Raw genomic sequence first — 17,157 nt, 5'->3', positions numbered from 1 at the left:
CCCGGAGCATCTCGCTTTCGTCGTTGGTGTGGTTGGCGCCCTTATAGACTGAGGGCGGTCCGCAGCTCCGCTTTGGCCGCTTCATATTCGCTCTTGTAGTCGTCGTGGGTCGTTATCGTCTGTGCGATAACAGTGCCTGCGATGCGGCCGGCTTCGATATCAGACGCGTAGTGAATCCCGCCAACAAGACGATTGTGACCGTATTCCCAGGCGCGAGCCATGATCGGCGCCTTCTTTTCCGGCACCATGTTTGCAAGAACGATGCCCATCAAAGTTCCGACAGTCGTGTGGCCTGAAGGATATGCGCCGGACTTCGACAGCGGGACAATCGGCTTGACCAGATCGCTATAGAGATGCGGCCGAGGGCGCTTCCAGACATCCTTTGCCGGATCGACGACCGCACCTTCAGTTTCGACTATCCGGTCGAAAAAGGCGGAAAACTTCGGAAGGTTCTCCTTGGTGAATTTCGGGTTGTCGATGACATCGGCGAAGCGCCAGACATTTTCTTCAGCATCGGCGACTGCGCGAGCAGACATTTCAGGCGTACGCGTAACCTGAAGCGTGAGAATTTCCGCCAATTCGGCCTTCATCTGGGCCGAATCGTTGGCAGGCGGCGTTGGCAGGAGCGTGAGGAGATTGATTTCCTTGGCATCGGAGAATGGCTTTGCATCCTGGCCAGCAGCAGGAAGGGCAAAACCGATTGCGAGAATGACCGCGAATATCTTGATGAGATGGCGCATGTTTGGGGTCCTTCAACTCAGTGACCGCCGAACGTAGCAATCGATGGTCTTAACTTTGTGACAACGCATAGCCCACGACAACGAGGCGACAAGTTTCATGTCTTGACCGCGGGCAAAGCAAATCGCGGGGGACTTGCAGACAGAAGGCGACTTGCGTATTGGTTGCCATGAGTAATTCAGGCCTGTGTCAGCCTGGCCCCGTAGGCTCGTGTCGAAAAGGTTGCTTCGCAACCGGGCGGCGTTGTAGATAGGGGACCGGCGCCAATTGCCTGTGAAGCGAGATCGACAAGGTCATCATGGCATCAGTGGGGCGTACCATGCAGGCAAGTCAGCCGTCATTTCGAAAAGGCGGCACGGTCTTTTCAGTGGCACGTGTAGCCGCGATTGTGGCATTGTTTTCAATTGCCGCGACAACCGTCAGGGCCGACGACGCTTCCTCTCCGGCATCGGATAAGAAGAGTTCGTGGATCATAACATTGGGCGGCAGCGTCGAATATGGTCCGTCCTATGCCGGATCTAAACATTCCTCTTTCAGCGCCATGCCGTCCTTCGATTTTCGCCGGCTTGGCGAGCCGGCTGGCTACAGCGCGCCGGACGACGACATCGATTACACCCTCATCGATTTCAATGGCATCGAGATCGGTCCGGTGGTAGGTATCCGCGAAAGCCGCTCCGCCTCGGACGACCATCGCCTGTCCGGTCTTGAGAAGATCCATTGGGGCCTGGATGCGGGCGCCTTTGTCCAATATTGGCCAATTGAGGATCGGCTGAGGGTCCGCGTGGAAGCCCGCCAGGCGCTTCGCGCCGGCGATGGTCTCGTGGCTGACCTTTCGCTCGACTGGTTTCAGCCGGTTACCGATAGTCTCGTTCTATCTGCCGGGCCTCGACTATCCCTCGGAAACAATACCTACATGCGTCGCAACTTTGGAATTTCCCAAAGAGAGTCAGCCGCCAATGGCGTGCTGCCGGCGTTTGACGCACAAGGCGGCGTCAAGTCGGTCGGGCTGATGGTTGCCGCGACCTACACCATCTCGCCGGCGTGGAGCGTCCAGGTTTACGACAGGTATGATCGCCTGACAGCCGACGCGGCCAGCAGCCCGATCACCTCTGATATCGGCACCAACAATCAGAACATAGTCGGCTTTGCGATCAACCATTCATTCCAGATCGACTTTTAAGCCCACCGGCAGATCAGGCTTCAACCAGGTAATCACGGGTCGTCGGGACGATGTCGTTGCGCTTGGTGATCTGGATCTGGAACACGACGAGGTCCTCATGGCGAAAAGCGGCCTCAGCTGTCGAAAGATAGTATTCCCACATCCGGCAGAATCGCTCGTCGTACAGCCTGGCCGCATCCGCCCAGCGCGCCATGAAACGATCGCGCCAGTGGCTTAGCGTCCACGCGTAGTGAAGGCGCAGCACCTCGACGTCGTTTATGGCAAGACCCGCACGCTCGACCTGCGGAACGATTTCGGACAGTGCCGGGATATAGCCGCCGGGGAAGATGTATTTGTCCAGCCAAGGCGTGGTGAAACCCGGCGTCGCGGAACATCCGATGGTGTGGAGCACCATGACCCCATCATCGTTCAGAAGTGATGCGCACTTGCTGAAAAACGCGCCATAGGAGGCCAGTCCGACGTGCTCGAACATGCCGACGGAGACAATTCGGTCAAAACGGCCCTCAAGACTGCGATAATCCTGCAGGGCAAAATCGACTTTAGCCGCTTCCTTGCCACGCTCGTGCTCGCGTTTCGACGCATAGGCGAGCTGTTCTTCGGACAGGGTAATCCCGAGGACACGGCCACCCGGAGCGTCGGTGGAAAGATGCAGCGCCAGACCGCCCCACCCGCAGCCGATGTCGAGGACGCTGTTTCCGGGCTGGACCAACAGCTTGGCAGCAAGGTGTTTCTTCTTTGCCAGCTGTGCCTCTTCCAGACTTTGGCCGGAGTGCTCGAAATAGGCGCAGGAATATTGGCGATCCGCATCCAGAAACAGATCGTAAAGCTTGGCGTCAAGATCGTAATGGTGGGCGACGTTGCGCTTGGATCTTGCCGGCAGATTGCGGTGACGAAAAGTCCGCAGGCGTGTCCGTGCATTGTCAATCAGGCGCGCGACCAGGGGATGGGTGGAATTCTGCGCCTCGCGAAGCATCATCGCGACGAAATCATATAGCGTCCCCTGCTCGACGATGAAACGGCCGTCCATGTAGAGTTCGCCGAGCCTGAGATCAGCATCGATGAGGAAGGCCCATTGCGCCCGAACATCGGCAAAGCGGACGCCAACGGGTTCGCCGCTGCCGTCACCGAAAAAGAGGACGCGGCCGGCCGCCGTAAGAACGGTCAACGAACCACGTGTCACGATATGGGAAAGTGCTGTCTTCAAAGCATAGTCGGAAAGCGAGTTGAACCCGATCCGGCGGGTCGCCAGCGGACTATCTTCCGTTCCGGTACGGGCCATCAGTGTCTCCTCCCGGCACCGGCCAGTTCCGATGTCCGTTCGGAGGGCGCATGACCCTCCTGCGTGTTGCTCGAACCGGCGATCAACCAGACGCCGAAAAGGATGAGACCGCTGCCGACAAGCTGCAACGCGACCACTGGTTCGCCAAACACGAACCACCCTGTCGCGATAACCAGCACATAGCTGATGCCGGAGAGCGGAAACGCTTTGCCGAGATCAAGCTCGGCAAGAACAGTCATCCAGATCGCGAAGCAGACGATCTCCACGACGATCGCCGCCAGTATCCAATGGGAGACAAGCGCCTGCGGCAGCCAGTCACGCCAGGCGGCGGAAGGATCCAATTGCGCTGCTGCGCGCTTGATGAAGACCTGAAACAGGGTGTTCAACACTGGAACCGCAAACCAGGAAAGTCGCATCGAGGTCATTGGCGCTGCCCACTTGCCTCATCGGCGGAAAACAGCGGCGACACCAATCGCAGGACCGCCTGAACAAGCCTGTTGCGATGGCGGAAGAACATCGAGTTCGGGGTCAGCTTGCTGCCGAGCCGCACTTTGTTTTCATAATAGGCCTGGCCGCTCTGGTAGCGATTGAGGCCGCGGTCGAGGCAGTAGCGCAGATTGGTGAACCAGCTGAGGAAATAGAGATTATAGGGCCGCCCCTCCTCGCCATCCATGCAAAAGAACTTGTCGATCAGCGTTTCCTCGTTGTGAACAAGCAGATTGGCGGCGAGAAGCCGGTCGCCGACGAAATAGAAGCAGCAGAACGAACGCCCCTTCATGTGGTTAAGGATGCCCGAGAAATATTCTGCTGTCAGCTCTTCGAACTGCCATTCGCTGCGGTCGCGCGTATTGGCATAGAGCTCCATGACCCGCGGCAGCAGATCGCCGAAATCGGTCCTGATCTCCACTCGAACGTCACCGAAAGACTTGAGCTTGCGACGCATATCCTTGCGAGTCCCGCCCGAAAGGCGCGCCATATAGGCATCGATACTGTCAAAATCGATGTCGAGCCACGCCGTTGGCAAGCCGCCGATTGCGGCATAGCCACGCTCCGAAAGCAGCGCAACGAGTTCGGGCGCTGTCTGGCCGGCGATATCCTTGGCCCCTATCAGCGAGCAGCCCTCTGTAGCGGCATGGGCTTCGAAGGCGTCGAGCAAGCGGGCAAATAGAACCGCCCGGAGATAGTCGGGAACGTCTGGATGAAATCCTGCAACCCCGGTCTCCGTGCAGGGCGACCCAAGGCAGGCAAGCTTGAGCGTGAGGAAGCCCGGGAAAATCTGCTTGATCCGATGGATGGTCCGCCGGATGGAGCCGGCTTCCAATGTGGTATCAAGCGAATAGGGGCAGAGAAAAGCCGGCATTGCTGCAACGACCCTATCGTCCGCCAGAACGGTGATATAGCGCCAGGTGAAACCCTCGATTCCAGCTTGCTCGATGGCAAGCAGGCAATCAAAATCCTCGACTTGCCCGGGATAGCAGGCATTCCAGGCATCGCGGCCTATGTCGCGGATACTGCTGGCGACCTGGGACACCAGAAGACCGGGCGCTGCCGGTTGCGAGCCCGGCACTGGCTGGAAACGGTCAGGCGCGATTTGCAGCATGGCTTGCCTCGAAGAACTCAGCGGTGAAGTCGGCAACCTGCCGGTGCTGCCGATCGACATGGATCATATGGTAGCTGTCCTCGATCCATTTCAGCTCGTGCGGACCGCCGAGATGTTCGGCGATGTAGCGCGCATGCTTCGGGCTGCTGAGGTCGTCTTCGACAGCGTGTAGGATCAGCGTCGGGGTGTGGATTTGCGACAATCTGCTCTTCAGGGCATTGCCGAGCTTGTACATCTCGACCAGTCCCTTTCCAGGGAACTTCTCGAGAATGCCATTGCTGGCCATGCCCTCGATCATCCGCCGCATGCGCTGGTCCTTGATGCCAAGCGAGGCCGTCTCGCTGAAATTGATCCGGTCCAGGAAAGGTATCCGCGACAGCCAGCCGACCTGCGACGAAAGCAGCGGATAGTAGAAAGGCACATCCCAGCCATCGTAGCGAAAACAGGGCGAATAGATCGCAACCGCATTGATCACCCCGGGAGCGCGGTCGGCGGCAAGCATCGACAGCTTTCCGCCGACGCAGATGCCTGCAGAATAGACCTCCTGCACGCGGGTCGCCATCAATTCGGACGCCTGCAGCACACTTTCGAGCCAATCCTTCCAGTTCGACTGGCGAAGTGCTGCCACCGTGCCGCCATGGCCGGCCAGAAGCGGCACATAGACGCTGTAGCCCTTACGGTTCAGCTGGCGTGCCACAAGTTTCATTTCGGCAGGCGCGCCGGTCAGGCCATGGATCAGCACCACGCCCTTGCCGTTCGTTCCCTCGATATAAAAACTGAGATCGTCAGAACTCATCAGCGAACTCCGCCTGGCGATTTTCCTTCGCCATGAAGCCGAGCGCGTGGCAGGTGCTGATCACGTGAACACCCGCCTCTTCCTGCTCGTCCTTGATCTGTTCATGAAGAACCCGCAGCTTCGTCCAGTGCGTGCGCGGACGATAGTGATGTTCCGCATGGTAGCCATTGCCAAACCACAGCCAGTTGTAGAACGACTTGTGGCTGCTGACACCCCATGCGATCGGTTCGTCCGGGTCGCCATGCAGGTGCTCGTAATAGCCGTTGAGCGACGAAAGGCAGTTGCCGAGATAGTAGAACGGCACGAAGAACAGCACGGCTCTCCAGTCATAGACCAGCGCCAGCGCTACCGCACCGAGGAAGAACACAAGTTCGAAACGACCCCATTTCGCCTCGAACGGCCGCTTGCTGGCGATCGAGGCGTGGATATCTCCGAGGTCGTCGCGAAAGAAGCTCAGAAATGTGTAGGACCACACATTCTCGGGCTCGCCGTCCCGGCCGTGGCGATAGATCGACAGCAGATCGACCGTGTCACCCTTGTCGTCAGGCCGGTCGCTGTTGCCGGAGTGGTGGCGCATATGCACCCAGTGATAATAGGTCTGGGAAAATCCGATCGTCACCGATTCCAGCAGGCTGAAAGCACGGTTCATCCAGCGCACGCTGAAATAGGGCGTGTGGATGAAATTGTGCGATATGCTGTTGATGTTCCAGGAGATCGACACGGCGTAGAGCGCGCCCAGAACGGCCGATACCCAAAGCGGCCGGCTTTCGAAGCCGGCGATCAGGTAGATATTGAAAGCGAGATGCGCGACTGCGGCCAAAACAGGCGCTAGATCCCATCTGGTGTGAGCAAAAACTTTCATAGTCCGGTTACTCCGACACAGGCCACACCGGCGGTCACGAAGAACACGCCTGCCGCATGGCGCAGATTGATACGTTCCTTGAAGATCAAGACGCCAGCCAGCGCGATCGCGACATAGCTGAGCGCCATAAGTGGGAAAGCGATGGTGAGCGGAACCCGCGTCAGCACCGCCGTCCAAGCGACGAGTTCCACCGCCCAGAAGGCAATTCCAAGCCACGTCAACGGCTTTGCGACCGCAGCAAGCACGCTGCCCGACTGGGCCGATTGCTTGAAGCAGATCTCGCGGGCCATTTCCGTCAACACGCAGAAAAGGATGAGGCCCAGCATCGGCAATGTCAGGGTGCCGCTCATGTCATGTGCTCCGCCAAAACTTCGAGCAGTGCATGATTGGCAGCACTGTTGATGTTTCGCCTCGTTTCCGGCTGGCTATGCACCCGTGGCTGGTCGATGAGGATCTCGATCTTCTTCGACACGCGCGTGATGAGATTGCCGGCATAGCTTGGCGCCGAGTAGTCTCCGATTACATCGGCGCCGATGATCCGGTGCCGGCTGCCGATTTCGGTGATCAGCGACAGCAGGTAGGGAAGCCGCATCTTGCCCTGATCCCAATTCGTCACCGCGTCGTCGGAGGCAAGAACATCCTTGTCGATGGTGATATAGACCGCTTCTGACGGGATGCGGCTAAGCAGATGGCCGACAAAGTTGCCCTCGCCAATCGTGGCAATCGACTTCCAGTGCAATGCGCCGTCTTCCTGGATGTAGCTGGCGCCGCTTCCATAGTCGGCAACGACCCTGCTTGGCGGATGTTCGTAAGGATAGAGTTCCAGCTTTCCCTGCTTCAACCAGTGAAGATCGGCACCTTTCCATTCGGGGCTGCGAAGATCCTTGCTGCAGACGCCGACTGTGATGACCTTCTGGATGTTGCTGTTTGACAGAGCACTGTTCACCCAGGAGCCGCAATGCAGGCCGCCGTCGAACTTCACCCAGTCGGGATGATTGTCGAAATGGATCAGCGTGGTTGGAACCTGATGCCGCTCCAGAACCTCGGAAAGTAGCAATGAGGTGATGTGGTGGAAATCGCCCGAACCCATGAAGCAGAGCTGGGCGCCTCGGCCGGCGCCCGCCATATTTCTAGCGATGCTCCGGCCGAGCTGGTCCAGAGCTTTTTGCTTGCTCCAGAGCCTGACTGTCCGGCCGCTGTCTTTATCACTCAGTTGCTCCGCCCCGGCCTGGACGCAGGCGCGCACGAAGTCCGGCTGTAACTCCAACGCATCATCGAGATGAAGAAGAAGGAGCTTCAACGTTTCATCTCCGGGCCGCGCGGATCAAGAGCTGGTCAAGCAGAGCAAGCGCGAGATCGATCTCCTCATGCGAGATCAGCAGATTCGGCGCCAAGGTGATGACGTTCTTGTGGTAACCGCCGACGTCAAGGACGAGCCCGTACATCTTGGTTCCAACCTGCAGATCGCCTTTCATGCCTTCGTCGCAAAGCCAATCCATCGTGGCCTTGTCGGGCGTATAGCCATCCTCCTTGCAAATCTCGACGCGCAGCGCCAAACCAAGGCCATCGACATCGCCGATGATGGCATGACGCTTCTGCAACTGCTTCAGCCCATCGAGGAAATAGGCCCCCTTGGCCATAACAGTTGCGCCGAAATCCTGCTCGTTGACCATTTTCATTGTCTCAAGCGCCACGGCGGTCCCCATCGGATTGCTCGCGAAGGTCGAATGCGTCGACCCCGGCGGGAAAATGACTGGATTGATCATTTCTTCCTTGGCCCAGACACCCGAGAGCGGATTGAGCCCGTTGGTAATGGCCTTTCCGAAGACGAGAACGTCGGGCGAGACGCCGAAATGCTCGATCGACCAGAGCTTGCCCGTGCGATAGACCCCCATCTGGATCTCGTCGACCACCATCAGGATGCCGTACTGATCCAGCACCTTCTTCAGTTCGATAAAGAAATTCATGGGCGGAATGACATAGCCGCCAGTGCCCTGAATAGGCTCGACGTAGAAGGCGGCATATTCGGCAATCCCGGTCTTCGGGTCCCAGACGCCGTTATATTCGCTTTCAAACAGGCGGGCGAACTTGCGCACGCAATGATCGCCGTACTCTTCCTTCGACATGCCCTTCGGGCCGCGGAAATGATAAGGGAACTCGATGAACTGAGCGCGGTCGCCAAAATGACCGTAGCGTCGGCGATAGCGATAGCTCGACGTGATCGCCGATGCACCAAGCGTACGCCCGTGATAACCGCCCTCGAAGGCGAACATCAGGCTCTTGCCGCCGGTGAAGTTGCGCACGAGCTTCAATGAATCTTCTACCGCCTGCGAACCGCCGACGTTGAAATGGACCCTGCCCTTGTGCCCGAACTTCCGCTCCGCATCCTGGGCGATCATGGCGGCCAATTCGACCTTTTCACGATGCAGATATTGCGAGGCAACCTGCGGCAACCGATCGAGCTGGCTGTGCGCGGCGGCATTCAGGCGTTCGTTTCGATAGCCGAAATTGATCGCCGAGTACCACATCTGCAGATCGAGAAATGGCGTCCCCTTGGCATCAAAGACATAGGAGCCTTCGCATGCGTCAAAGAATTTTGGGTTCGCGGAATAGTGAACGGTGTCGCCATGGGAGCAGTAGGTTTCTTCCAGGGCGCGCAGTTCCGCTTCCGTCCTGATCGGCTGGATATCTTCGTTCAGGATTTCCGCAACGTTCGTTCTCATTGAATGCCTCTCGGTCTGTTTTTATGCGATGATTGCATTGCTTAGTCGGCGATGCCGGGCCAGCTCCGGCAACATGACCCTCATCTCTTGAAGAAGGTCGGTGAAATCAGAAAATTGAATGAAGGGGATGCTCTGCTCGCCACAAAATTCGGCCAGCCCGTCCTTTGCAAAAACAATCTCCGGCTTGTCGGACACGCAGAAATCACTGCGGCCATCGCCGATATATATCCGCTGATCCGGGCTGTTGACGGCGATGCATTTGCACACGCCAGCACCTGAGGCACAATCCGGATCGCTAAAGGGCGATGAAAGCACATATTCATGTCTTCCATCGACAACGTGATCGGTCAGTCTGTTGGCGACTATCGGCAAGTGACCAATATTGTGGTTGGCGAGGATTCGGCGAATGAAATAGTCCACGCCGTCGCTGATGATCGTCACCAGGATGCCCTGCTGGCTGCAGAAGCTCAGGAAATTCTTGAAACCTGCGTCGATTGCAACCATGTCCAGCACAGCATCAAGTTCCGCGCGGCTTGCCTGAATGAGCCCGATCTGGCGTCTCATGCATTCAGCAGAACCAATCAGTCCCTGCTTCCACTCGTCCTCGATACTCTCCCATTCCGAACTTGCTAATCTAGAAAGTACAAAATCCGTCGCGTCTTCGACGGATATCGTGCCGTCGAAATCACAATATACCTGCATGGATACCCCACTTAAAATTCAGGCAGGGTTTACCATCCGTTTATGAGGCGGGGATGAAGGCGCAACCTGCGAACGTGCGACACGCGGCACCATCTGCCGGGCAGAAATGGCGCATTAAAGTTGGACGTCAAGTGCGGGAGCTTCCTTCAGCGGACCATCTGTCTTGGCACATCCGCTATATGCGGCAGGGCACGCAATGCCTTAGCCTTTCGGGTGCTCCTCGAGCGCGGGCATCACCCATCGCAACACGGCTTCGAAATCGGCCGGCTGCGTCGTATCGACGGAACATAGCGGCCCGAAGTGCGTCGGCTCCGCCCGTTTGGCGAGTTCGATAAGCTCCGGAATATAGGACGCGTCCGGGTGACCGGGCAGTCGCTCTCCCAGTCTGGCGGAATAGCGCTCAGCCACGACCTCTGCCGGCGCATGGCACCATATCTCCGCCACATGGTCCACGCCGGCCATGGTCATGTGCTGGCGCAGCAGCGCCAATGGCTGAAAACCGAACCATGCATCGACGATGAAAGTCGATCCCTCGGGAGCCGCCTGGATGACGGACCATATGGCTTGGTAGCTTGCCTTGCCGAGCGTGCGGTTAAATTCCCGGTCGGCTCCGCCCAAGTGTTCGAGAAACGGGTTCTTTATGATGTCGAGACCCAGCACCGGCCACCCTGTCCTTTGCGAAAGACCAAGCGACACGCGGCTCTTGCCGGAGGCCGGTATGCCGTTGACGAGTACCGCTCTCTTGCCGAGATGAGGCGGCTTTGCCGACGGGGTGACGCTTGGCGATACCCTGCCGGCGAGCGCCGCAAGCCCAGCGCCGATCACGCCGGCATCGTCACCGAGCGATGCCGCAACCACCGGCGGCTGAAACCAGGCAGCCCTTGCGGGTGCTGCTGCAACCGCTCGTGCTGCCCCCTCTCCCAAACCGCCGCCAAGCAGCACCAGATCGGGATCAAGCGTTGCAGAGACTGTATCGATCGCCGCTCTTAGCGGAACCGCCCAATCGTGAAGCACCCTTCGAGCGCGGTCATCGCCTTGTTCTTCTAGCGTGAAGAGCGCATCGGCCGACGTCGCCGGCGGCAAGCCGGCCTCGACGATATGCCGCCGCAACGCAGTGCCGGAGCTTTCCGTTTCGACGCAGCCTCGACGGCCGCAAACGCAATCCCGACCCTCGTGATCGACGGTGATGTGGCCAAGCTGCCCGGCCAGCCGGGCACCGCGGACAATCTCGCCATTTTCGGCAATTGCGCCGCCGATGCCGGTTCCGATGGTAAACATCACCACATTGGATCGTCCCGCTGCGGCGCCGATCGCAATCTCAGCGACGAGCGCCATGTTGCAATCATTGTCGACAACGACCGGCTTGCCGATCGACGTCTCGACGGTCTCGGCCATAGCTATCCTGGAAAGATCGAGATATCCGCCTGATAGGACCGCGCGCGTGCGGCCATCCACTCGGCCCGGCACCCCGATGCCGATCGCAACGACATCAGGCCCATCAAGCCGCTTGATCATTTCGATGATGCGCGCCAAGGCGATCTCGGGATCATTGTTGCTTTTTTCCGAAATCCTTTCGAGAATTTCGCCCTGTCGGGAAATGCGGGCAGCCCTGATGTTGGTGCCGCCGATATCGACGCCGATTGTGCTCGTATTGTCAGGCATGGGTCACTCGCTCGCTCAGGCTGCCTTGGTCTTCCCGCCATTCTGGTAACGTGCGATCACGGCCTGGATTTCTCGCAGGCGCTTGACCGCAATCGTTTCCAATTTGTGGCGGGTTATTTCGCGATCCAGCGAAATGCAGTCCTTCCACAATGATCGGCCGGCAATCACACCCGAGGCACCGTTCATCATAGCAATCTCTACCTGACTGAGGAAGGTTTCATGATCGACACCTGCCGACAGTACGGCCCAGGGAACATCGGCCGAAATCTTCGTGACGGCCGCGCAGGCCTCAGGCGATCCTGGATAGGGAATCTTCAAAAGCTTGGCACCGCACCCAAGCGACATGCGGCATCCCTCCGTTATGAGTTCCGGCAGCTTGGCGGCATATTCCTCGGCACTTTCGCCTTCAAGCCGATAGGTAAGGAATTCGACCACCAGCAGAAGGTCCTCTTTTGCGAAGTCTTCGATGCACCGGTGCAGGGTGGCGATGTTGCGTGTGTTTGCATCCGGTCTGTCACTTCTAAGGTAGACCATGATCTTGCCGCCGGTGGCGCCAAGTTCTCGCACCTTCCGCGCGGTAATATCGGGAACCAGTGTCGACAGCCTGTATCCCTCGGGCGACGTTTCCCAACCAGATGCATCGAGCCCGATCAGCAAAGCCGTGTCCCGGGCGATCACCCCGTCATTGACGAGATGCGGGACCGCGCAAATCGGATCGACCAACACGCAGGACGCCTTGCTTGCCAGGTATCTCGTGATATCGGCTTTGGTGTTGCCCAGTACATCATTTCCGATTTTGGCCTGCTCGTCCGGCTCGGATGCAAGCAGGCTGCGCATGCCGCCGCGTTGATCGCAGGCAATCACCATCATCGCGCCATCGGGCCCGCAAATCTGTTGATACCCACGTAGTTCTGCCGTTGTCATCCGTGTCATATCTGTCTTCCTTTAAGCTTCGCCTTCCGGGCAAGTCATGAGACGTTTCGCAGTTCTTCCCGGTTCTCGCGGACACACGTCAGCGGCCACGGCCGGGTCCAGACCGTCCGAGATTGCGAATTCGGGAAATTTGGGCGATAACACCTCACCTGGAACTAGAATGTAACACATTGCAGAAAGGAATTGCAAGATGTCAGTTCCGCCGATTCAAGAGAGCGCGGCTTCGCGAACCATGTTGCACATGGTCGCCAAGCTTCACTACGAGACGGAGATGTCGCAGGTCGATATCGCCAGGCGTCTCGGCGTTTCGACGGCAACGATATCGCGCATGCTGCATAGAGCCCGCGCCGAAGGTATCGTCCGCATCGAGGTGATCGGTCTGATCTCGCCGGAGGAAATCACCGCCGAACTCGTCAAGCGACTGGGGCTTAAGACGGCGGCCGTCATCGATACGCCGAACTCCGGCGTGCTCGGCGCCCTGGCGACGCCGCTCGGCTCCTTGTTGAAGGAGGCGGGCCTGCGCGCAAATTCGGTGCTTGGCATCGGCTGGGGGCGGGCGATCCGAGAGGTCATACTTGCTGGCCTGCCCCGAATTCCCGGCATCGTTACCGTCCCGATGACGGGCGGAATGCAGCAGCCGGCTCCGCATTTCCAGATCAACGAGTTCGTCCGACAGGCGGCCGAACAACTCGGCGGCACGCCGCATTTCCTCCACGCGCCCTACCTTTCCTCGCCGGAGCTGCGCGATGCGTTTCTCAACGATCCGACGGTAACGGAAACCGTTGCCATGTGGGACCGGATGGATGTCGCGATCGTCGGCATCGGCCTGCCACATGCGATCAACCCGCCGGAAGCCAGCGCCGCGACGCCGAACGAGCAGGCGCTCCATCAGGTCGCCGGGGATGTCATCCGCCACTACTTCGACGGAACGGGGGAAATATTGCACTGGGATGGCGAAGATCGCATGATTGCCGCATCGCCCGTGCAATTGGCTGCAACCCCACTGGTGATCGGCGTCGCCGCCGGCGCAGAAAAGGCGCTTGGCATAGTCGGGGCCGTGCGCTCAAAGATGATCAATGCTCTGGTGACGGACACCAAGACCGCTCAAGCAATTCTCGATAGTCTCTCCTCCGTCTGACTGTCCGTCGGTTTTACATATTCGCCGCCATATCGGCCCTTCCGAGCCCGCGACGACCATCGGCATGGTTCGCATCGCGAGTGACCTGCGAGCCCTGGAATGGCGTCTTTTCCGCAAGCCCGTCCTTCCCGCAAACCACACAAAAACTGACCTCGAAACTTAAGAAATTAATTGCAGGAAAAAATTTCATTGACGAAGTCGCAACCTCACGAGATGATGTGACGACCCGCCGCTTTGAGGAGATCGTGTGGGTTTTGTGATTTTTGTGAACAGCTCGATCAGGGAGGACACCATGGAGCGTCGTTCGTTTTTCAAGGCCACTGCGGCACTGGCTGCGGTATCGGCGGTTGGGTTTTCGGGGGCAGGCGCTGAGGCGGCGGACAAGAAGTTCACCATCGCGCTTRTTCCGGGCCTGACCACGGATGCCTTCTACATCACCATGCGCAAGGGGGCGGAGGCAGCCGCCAAGGCGGTGGGGGCGACGCTGGTGTTCCAGGGCGCGCCGGATTTCAATCCGGTGACGCAGGTGCCGGTGCTTGACGCCGTCATTGCCAAGAAGCCGGATGCCATCCTGATTGCGCCGACCGACAAGGACCAGCTGATCCAGCCGCTGAAGAAGGCGGCCGATGCCGGCATTCCCGTSATCACCGTCGACACCTTCATCGGCAACGGCGTTTACCAGTCGGGCGCGGGTGCTGCCGATTTCCCGCTTGCCTACATCGCCTCGGACAACGTGCTTGGCGGCGAGATCGCCGCCAGGGCGCTGGCCAAGGCCGTCGGCGACAAGGGCAAGGTCTATGTCTCCAACGTCAAGCCGGGCATCTCCACMACCGACCAGCGCGAGGAGGGCTTCAAGAAGGAGATGAAGGACAACCATCCCGGCATCCAGGTKCTCGAGACCCAGTTCAACGATGACGACGCCAACAAGGCGGCCTCGCAGCTGCAGGCGGTSTTTGCCCGCAATCCCGATCTCGTCGGCGTCTTCGGCGCCAATCTGTTTTCGGCGCTCGGGGCGGCAAACGGCGTCCAGCAGGCCGGCCAGACCGGCAAGGTGCGCGTCGTCGCCTTCGATGCGCCGACCAGCATCGTCGACAACATCAATGCCGGCCTCGTCGACCTGGCGATCGCCCAGCATCCGGCCGAGATCGGCTATTTCGGGGTGATGGCGGCCTATGCCCACCTGACCGGCAATTCGATCCCGACTTCGATCGGCACCGGCTTTACCGTCATCGACAAGACCAACGTCACCGACCCGAAGGTCGCCAAGTACATCTAYTCCAACTGATCGCACCCGCCCCGGCGCCTCTGCAAAGGGCGCCGGGCAAAAACGGCGCCCGACAAAGGCGCGCCTCGATGTTTGGACAGCCGCGTGGCGGCGCAGCGCGCGCCATCCCAATCGCGCSCCATSCCAATCGCGCCCCATGCCAGTCGCGCCCCATGCCAGTCGCGCCATGCCAATCGCGCCAAGACAGTCGCGCCATGCCAGTGCAGTTAGGTATTATCGCCATGACAACCACAACCACCACATCAGGGCCGTCCCAGGCGGGCGCCCAAACAAACGGAGCCCAGCCAGGCGGGGTTCAGCCAGAGGCCGCGCCCGCGTCCCAAGTCGCGTCCCAAGCCGCCCCCCAAGCCGCTTCCCAAGTCGCTTCCCAAGTCGCGCCGCATGTCGCGCCGCAGGCCGAYCATGCCGACCAGGCCAAGACCATCGTCACCTATATCGCCCAGCTGCGCGCCTGGCTGTTCCTCGCCGCCCTGATCGTCATCTTCGAGGCCTGGGCCCGCATCGCCTTTGACGGCACTTTCGTCGGATCGCCGTTCAACTGGCAGTCGATCGCCATCTTTGCCGTCGCACCCCTGCTTCTGGCCGTCGGCCARACCTTCGTGATCATTTCCGGCGGCATCGACCTGTCGACCGGCTTCATCATGGGCCTTGCCGCCGTCATCGCCGCCCATGTCACCAATCTGTCCGGCCTCTATCTGCCGCTGCCGCTTGCCATGCTGGTCGGCATCGCCGCCGCCGTCCTGTCGGCCACCATCCCCGGCCTCATCAACGGCCTGTTGATCTCGCGGCTGCGCATTCCCCCCTTCATCGGCACGCTCGGCATGTTCGGCGTCGCCCGCGGCACCGCCTTTCTTCTGGCCGGCGGCACCACCGTGCCGGTACGCAACGACTATTTCGCCATGCTCGGCAACGGCCGCTTCTATGGCGTTCCCTATCTCGTCATCGTCTCGGCCGTCTTCGTCCTCGTCATGCATTATCTGCTCAGCCAGACCCGCTTTGGCCAGCACAACTACGCCATCGGCGCCAACGCCCAGGCCGCAAGGCGCGCCGGCATCGACATCAAGGGCCATATCCTCAGGCTCTACATGCTGTCGGCCATGTGTGCCGGCCTTGGCGGCGCGCTCTATGCCGCCCGCTTCACCGCCGGCGCTGCCCAGGCCGGCGAGCCGCTGCTGCTCGACAGTGTCGCTGCCGTCGTCATCGGCGGCGCCAGCCTGTTCGGCGGCTCCGGCTCGATCCTCGGCACCATTGCCGGCTCGCTGGTCATCGCCGTCATCCAGTACGGCCTCGTCTTCGTCGACGTCGAACCCTTCTGGCAGTTCATCGCCGTCGGTATCGTCATCATCATTTCCGTTCTCATCGACCAGGCACAACGCCGCTTCAGCGGAGCAAAGCAAGATGAATAGCACCACGCCGCTCCCCTCAGAGCCGCTCTCGGCCACCCCGACGTCCCAAACCCCGCCGTCCCAAACCCAGCCGTCCCAGACCCMGMCGTCCCAGACCCAGCCGTCCTCCACGCCGCTGCTCGAGGTGCGCAATCTGTCCAGGCATTTCGGGGCCGTGCGCGCCCTCGACAATTGCTCGCTCTGCGTCTATCCCGGCGAAGTCGTGGCGCTGGCCGGCGACAACGGCGCCGGCAAGACGACCATGATCAAGGTGATCTCCGGCGTCTATCCGCCCACATCCGGCGAGATCCTCATCGACGGCAAGCCGATGCACTTCTCCTCGCCGCAGGACGCCCGCAACAAGGGCATGGAGACGATCTACCAGGACCTGGCGCTCGCCGACAACCTGACCATCGGCGGCAATATCTTCCTTGGCCGAGAGCCGATGCGCAAGGCCTTCGGCTTCCTGCCGGTCATCGACCGCAAGGCGATGGCCGAGGCTGCCAGAAAGACCATGGCCACCCTCGACTTCCACGTCAAACGCCTCGACGCCCCCGTCTCCAACTTCTCCGGCGGCCAGCGCCAGGCCGTCGCCATCGGCCGCGCCGTCTACTGGAACGCCAAAATCCTCATCATGGACGAACCAACCGCCGCCCTCGGCGTCCCCGAACAGCGCAAGGTCGTCGCCCTCATCAAATCGCTCAAAGCACAGGGCCGCGGCGTCGTCTTCATCTCCCACAATCTCCAGGACATCTTCGCCGTCTCAGACCGCATCATCGTCCTGCGCCGCGGCATCGTCGCCGGACAACGAAACATCAAGGACACAAACCACGACGAAGTCGTCAAACTCATGATCGGTGGGTAAGGCAAGGCG

The 17,157-nt window shown here is 59.7% G+C and carries 17 protein-coding genes; 5 read left to right on the top strand and 12 right to left on the bottom strand.

Annotated features, from left to right (window positions below):
- Window positions 1-41: 41 nt before the first annotated feature.
- A complete protein-coding gene (locus AB4Z52_RS31125) occupies window positions 42-740 on the bottom strand; it encodes an acid phosphatase (protein WP_442221726.1) in 699 nt (232 codons plus the stop codon).
- A gap of 296 nt (window positions 741-1,036) precedes the next feature.
- On the opposite strand from AB4Z52_RS31125, the gene AB4Z52_RS31120 reads away from it, so the two are divergent.
- Window positions 1,037-1,918 (top strand): MipA/OmpV family protein, encoded by an 882-nt coding sequence (locus AB4Z52_RS31120; RefSeq protein WP_442221725.1) that lies wholly within the window; start codon window positions 1,037-1,039, stop codon window positions 1,916-1,918.
- A 13-nt stretch (window positions 1,919-1,931) separates the two neighbouring features.
- On the opposite strand, the gene AB4Z52_RS31115 is transcribed toward AB4Z52_RS31120, so the two are convergent.
- From AB4Z52_RS31115 to AB4Z52_RS31065, 11 genes are all read right to left on the bottom strand, one after another.
- On the bottom strand, window positions 1,932-3,197 hold the full coding sequence (locus AB4Z52_RS31115; protein ID WP_442221724.1) for a class I SAM-dependent methyltransferase: 1,266 nt from the start codon (window positions 3,195-3,197) through the stop codon (window positions 1,932-1,934).
- Complete coding sequence (locus tag AB4Z52_RS31110) at window positions 3,197-3,622, bottom strand: EamA family transporter (RefSeq protein WP_442221723.1); 426 nt, start codon at window positions 3,620-3,622, stop codon at window positions 3,197-3,199. The genes AB4Z52_RS31115 and AB4Z52_RS31110 overlap by 1 nt, the downstream gene beginning before the upstream one ends.
- Window positions 3,619-4,797, bottom strand: coding sequence for a GNAT family N-acetyltransferase (locus AB4Z52_RS31105; RefSeq protein WP_442221722.1), 1,179 nt, complete (start codon window positions 4,795-4,797; stop codon window positions 3,619-3,621). Before AB4Z52_RS31105 ends, AB4Z52_RS31110 begins: the two co-directional genes overlap by 4 nt.
- Window positions 4,778-5,593: an alpha/beta hydrolase gene (locus tag AB4Z52_RS31100; RefSeq protein WP_442221721.1), complete on the bottom strand. Its 816-nt coding sequence runs from the start codon at window positions 5,591-5,593 to the stop codon at window positions 4,778-4,780. The genes AB4Z52_RS31105 and AB4Z52_RS31100 overlap by 20 nt, the downstream gene beginning before the upstream one ends.
- The gene (locus AB4Z52_RS31095) at window positions 5,583-6,455 is read right to left on the bottom strand and encodes a fatty acid desaturase family protein (RefSeq protein ID WP_442221720.1); all 873 of its coding nucleotides are present in this window, start codon (window positions 6,453-6,455) and stop codon (window positions 5,583-5,585) included. Before AB4Z52_RS31095 ends, AB4Z52_RS31100 begins: the two co-directional genes overlap by 11 nt.
- Window positions 6,452-6,805 carry a permease gene (locus AB4Z52_RS31090; RefSeq protein WP_442221719.1) on the bottom strand — a complete coding sequence of 118 codons (354 nt, stop codon included), beginning with the start codon at window positions 6,803-6,805 and terminating at the stop codon, window positions 6,452-6,454. Before AB4Z52_RS31090 ends, AB4Z52_RS31095 begins: the two co-directional genes overlap by 4 nt.
- On the bottom strand, window positions 6,802-7,755 hold the full coding sequence (locus tag AB4Z52_RS31085) for an arginase family protein (protein ID WP_442221718.1): 954 nt from the start codon (window positions 7,753-7,755) through the stop codon (window positions 6,802-6,804). The genes AB4Z52_RS31090 and AB4Z52_RS31085 overlap by 4 nt, the downstream gene beginning before the upstream one ends.
- 4 nt (window positions 7,756-7,759) lie before the next feature.
- Window positions 7,760-9,178 (bottom strand): aspartate aminotransferase family protein, encoded by a 1,419-nt coding sequence (locus AB4Z52_RS31080; RefSeq protein ID WP_442221717.1) that lies wholly within the window; start codon window positions 9,176-9,178, stop codon window positions 7,760-7,762.
- Between the two features lie 21 nt (window positions 9,179-9,199).
- Complete coding sequence (locus tag AB4Z52_RS31075; RefSeq protein WP_442221716.1) at window positions 9,200-9,880, bottom strand: MtnX-like HAD-IB family phosphatase; 681 nt, start codon at window positions 9,878-9,880, stop codon at window positions 9,200-9,202.
- 201 nt (window positions 9,881-10,081) lie between these two features.
- Window positions 10,082-11,542, bottom strand: a complete 1,461-nt coding sequence (locus AB4Z52_RS31070) for an ROK family protein (RefSeq protein ID WP_442221715.1) — start codon at window positions 11,540-11,542, stop codon at window positions 10,082-10,084.
- Between the two features lie 15 nt (window positions 11,543-11,557).
- Entirely contained in the window at window positions 11,558-12,475 is a 918-nt protein-coding gene (locus tag AB4Z52_RS31065) for a tagatose-bisphosphate aldolase (protein ID WP_442221714.1), read from the bottom strand.
- A 232-nt stretch (window positions 12,476-12,707) separates the two neighbouring features.
- Here AB4Z52_RS31065 and AB4Z52_RS31060 point away from each other — a divergent pair, with 232 nt between their 5' ends.
- The 4 genes from AB4Z52_RS31060 to AB4Z52_RS31045 all read left to right on the top strand — a co-directional run bounded on the left by AB4Z52_RS31060 (window position 12,708) and on the right by AB4Z52_RS31045 (window position 17,148).
- Window positions 12,708-13,613 carry a sugar-binding transcriptional regulator gene (locus AB4Z52_RS31060; RefSeq protein WP_442221747.1) on the top strand — a complete coding sequence of 302 codons (906 nt, stop codon included), beginning with the start codon at window positions 12,708-12,710 and terminating at the stop codon, window positions 13,611-13,613.
- 292 nt (window positions 13,614-13,905) lie between these two features.
- The gene (locus AB4Z52_RS31055; protein ID WP_442221746.1) at window positions 13,906-14,898 is read left to right on the top strand and encodes an ABC transporter substrate-binding protein; all 993 of its coding nucleotides are present in this window, start codon (window positions 13,906-13,908) and stop codon (window positions 14,896-14,898) included.
- Window positions 14,899-15,119: 221 nt separating this feature from the next.
- Window positions 15,120-16,304 (top strand): ABC transporter permease subunit, encoded by a 1,185-nt coding sequence (locus tag AB4Z52_RS31050; protein WP_442221713.1) that lies wholly within the window; start codon window positions 15,120-15,122, stop codon window positions 16,302-16,304.
- Complete coding sequence (locus tag AB4Z52_RS31045; RefSeq protein ID WP_442221712.1) at window positions 16,297-17,148, top strand: ATP-binding cassette domain-containing protein; 852 nt, start codon at window positions 16,297-16,299, stop codon at window positions 17,146-17,148. The genes AB4Z52_RS31050 and AB4Z52_RS31045 overlap by 8 nt, the downstream gene beginning before the upstream one ends.
- The last annotated feature ends 9 nt before the right edge of the window (window positions 17,149-17,157 follow it).

Origin of the sequence: Rhizobium sp. 2YAF20 (assembly GCF_052114685.1) — a bacterium.
In the GTDB taxonomy this organism is placed as follows: Bacteria; Pseudomonadota; Alphaproteobacteria; order Rhizobiales; family Rhizobiaceae; genus Rhizobium.
This window is presented reverse-complemented; position numbering and strand designations above follow the sequence as displayed.

Excerpts from the sequence above, each read along its gene's own strand:
- AB4Z52_RS31125 (WP_442221726.1), bottom strand. The coding sequence starts at position 740 with ATGCGCCATCTCATCAAGATATTCGCGGTCATTCTCGCAATCGGTTTT.
- AB4Z52_RS31120 (WP_442221725.1), top strand. The coding sequence starts at position 1,037 with ATGGCATCAGTGGGGCGTACCATGCAGGCAAGTCAGCCGTCATTTCGA.
- AB4Z52_RS31115 (WP_442221724.1), bottom strand. The coding sequence starts at position 3,197 with ATGGCCCGTACCGGAACGGAAGATAGTCCGCTGGCGACCCGCCGGATC.
- AB4Z52_RS31110 (WP_442221723.1), bottom strand. The coding sequence starts at position 3,622 with ATGACCTCGATGCGACTTTCCTGGTTTGCGGTTCCAGTGTTGAACACC.
- AB4Z52_RS31105 (WP_442221722.1), bottom strand. The coding sequence starts at position 4,797 with ATGCTGCAAATCGCGCCTGACCGTTTCCAGCCAGTGCCGGGCTCGCAA.
- AB4Z52_RS31100 (WP_442221721.1), bottom strand. The coding sequence starts at position 5,593 with ATGAGTTCTGACGATCTCAGTTTTTATATCGAGGGAACGAACGGCAAG.
- AB4Z52_RS31095 (WP_442221720.1), bottom strand. The coding sequence starts at position 6,455 with ATGAAAGTTTTTGCTCACACCAGATGGGATCTAGCGCCTGTTTTGGCC.
- AB4Z52_RS31090 (WP_442221719.1), bottom strand. The coding sequence starts at position 6,805 with ATGAGCGGCACCCTGACATTGCCGATGCTGGGCCTCATCCTTTTCTGC.
- AB4Z52_RS31080 (WP_442221717.1), bottom strand. The coding sequence starts at position 9,178 with ATGAGAACGAACGTTGCGGAAATCCTGAACGAAGATATCCAGCCGATC.
- AB4Z52_RS31075 (WP_442221716.1), bottom strand. The coding sequence starts at position 9,880 with ATGCAGGTATATTGTGATTTCGACGGCACGATATCCGTCGAAGACGCG.
- AB4Z52_RS31070 (WP_442221715.1), bottom strand. The coding sequence starts at position 11,542 with ATGCCTGACAATACGAGCACAATCGGCGTCGATATCGGCGGCACCAAC.
- AB4Z52_RS31065 (WP_442221714.1), bottom strand. The coding sequence starts at position 12,475 with ATGACACGGATGACAACGGCAGAACTACGTGGGTATCAACAGATTTGC.
- AB4Z52_RS31060 (WP_442221747.1), top strand. The coding sequence starts at position 12,708 with ATGTTGCACATGGTCGCCAAGCTTCACTACGAGACGGAGATGTCGCAG.